Annotated in this window: 2 protein-coding genes and 1 pseudogene; all 3 read left to right on the forward strand. The window is 49.8% G+C overall.

Translation table 11 applies throughout. The features are described from left to right. The first annotated feature begins 77 nt into the window (after positions 1–77). On the forward strand, positions 78–509 hold the full coding sequence (locus HMPREF2990_RS12265) for a hypothetical protein (protein WP_083316915.1): 432 nt from the start codon (positions 78–80) through the stop codon (positions 507–509). A gap of 179 nt (positions 510–688) precedes the next feature. Further along, on the forward strand, positions 689–1,054 hold the full coding sequence (locus tag HMPREF2990_RS01160; protein ID WP_083316916.1) for an integrase core domain-containing protein: 366 nt from the start codon (positions 689–691) through the stop codon (positions 1,052–1,054). Between the two features lie 598 nt (positions 1,055–1,652). After that, a pseudogene (locus HMPREF2990_RS12270) lies at positions 1,653–1,937 on the forward strand (transposase); the annotation flags it as partial. Positions 1,938–1,975 lie beyond the last annotated feature (38 nt).

The following is a 1,975-nucleotide window of genomic DNA, read 5'->3' on the forward strand; positions in this document are numbered from 1 at the left end:
CCCAGAGGTACTATGCAGTTGGTATGGACTGCGGAAGCTGCATTGACTGTCAGTAGCGCGAATACGAGGAGTGAAACATGGTAAATAATTGGAGCATAACGTCTTTTGCCCATTACATGAATTCGCTTTTAAAGCGGTATTTTGCTCAAGAAAACCTCATTTCTTCCGGAGCTGTCGAGCTACGGGCAGCTTGGAGAACGGCTCAGTACGTCTACTGCGTATTCTCAGTAATGTCCACGAAAGGACTTGCGTATGTTGGCATGGAAATGCCCCCAATACCGAGTACTGGGGGAGTCTCATCGGAAGAAGATACTGCTGTCAAGGCCTGGGCAGTTCAGCTTGCCGGTGATCCATTCGCCGGGGATTTAGACTACGGTTGCGGAGATAAAATAAAATGGCTCGGAACCGTTAGCGACAACACGCCTCAACGCTTTATAGAATTGAGGAGAGCGAAGGCAGACAAAAAGATGGGCACAGAGCTTTATATTCCACGAACCGGCCACGGTTAATCATTTACCCCCTGCCTCACCGCGCCTATTTTAATCTATGTTTTTCTCCATATTGAACCACTGGGGAACCACGTCGCTGCCATCATTGGACTCACGTAGCGGGAACATTGTCTTCACTCCACGTGGCTCTAGTCCTCCAGGGACCCACACTGTAGTTTCTATTACTGCTCGAAGTTCAAATGATCTCACTGATCAGGCCGAATGTTTCAAACGATAACCCATATGAAGAGTCATCACATCGCACCTTGAAGCATCATCGCTTCGCGTTGGAGTCCTACCGTGATATCGCTCAAGCAGAGCAGGTGGTTGGCAGGATTATTGAGGCGTACAACAAGCGGGATCGTCACAGTGGGTTGAACTATTACACGCCTGATGAGGTGTATACGGGCAAGTGGAAACAGATCCTTGCACGGCGTCAGGCAAAGGAGCAACGCTACTATCAGGCGCACCCGACTCGGCGTCCGGCGGTATCAGCCTATAAGGCCCCACCGCAGTTGGTGGGGATTAATATAGGGCGTGATCTTGCCGTTTACCAGCAGGTATAGTAAGTTTTATTCAAACGAGTTGGCGGGGGTTCACAACTCAACGGCGGGCGGCGCAGTGGTGATTTTCGCCTTACTACCCATGAAGATAGTTGGAAGGAAGTTGAGTGATATTCATGACTGGTTCAAGTTATCGATCAAGAGTATTTGGATATAATTTTAGTCGGATCGTACTTATCTTCGCAGTACTCTTATTGTGTGTCTACTTCTTGACCAGAAGAGATCAAACCGCCTTTATCACATGCGGTCTTTTAGTGTCTCTGGCAATTTTCTTTAATGTCGGGGTGTTGCTGAATGATGAAATCCTTCGGATTTCAGTTCTTGGCATTCCAGTTAGCAACGTTCGTTTGGAATCTCTGAAGGGGGCGGAGATCCTTCCCTCGGGCCCCATACTCGAATCCCAAACGTTTGGGGTTCACTTCCTGGATGGCACTATTTCATTCCATGCCGGTTCTGCAAATATCCTCCTACACCGCAATATCGGAAGACCCATTCGCTTGACGGTTAAAGACCCAGAGGAATTTTTACACCTCCTAGCGGAGAACTCCGCTATTCGACCCGCTTCTCACAGTTAAGCCCCCGGTGCCGACACAACTGGCAACCAAAAGCATACCTCGAAGAGCTACTCACTCAAGCATCACCCGATCTGACGCGTCAGATGCTCGGTGATTTCATCAACCAAATTCTATCTTCCCAAGACGATACTGTCGGCAGCGCTGACTACGGCACCACCAGCGACAACCGCGTCAACCACCGCAACGGCTACCGCCACCGACTACTGGATACACGGGTCAGCACCGTCGATGTGGCTATCCCGAAACTACGCCACGGTTCCTTCTTGTCTGACTGGCTGTTAGAACGACGAACCCGTAGCGAACGTGCCATGTAGATAAGCCTCTGGGCACTAAAGTACCCAGAGGTACT

The organism is Corynebacterium sp. HMSC071B10 (genome assembly GCF_001814825.1).
In the GTDB taxonomy this organism is placed as follows: domain Bacteria; phylum Actinomycetota; class Actinomycetes; order Mycobacteriales; family Mycobacteriaceae; genus Corynebacterium.

Excerpts from the sequence above, each read along its gene's own strand:
- HMPREF2990_RS12265 (WP_083316915.1), top strand. The coding sequence starts at position 78 with ATGGTAAATAATTGGAGCATAACGTCTTTTGCCCATTACATGAATTCG.
- HMPREF2990_RS01160 (WP_083316916.1), top strand. The coding sequence starts at position 689 with ATGATCTCACTGATCAGGCCGAATGTTTCAAACGATAACCCATATGAA.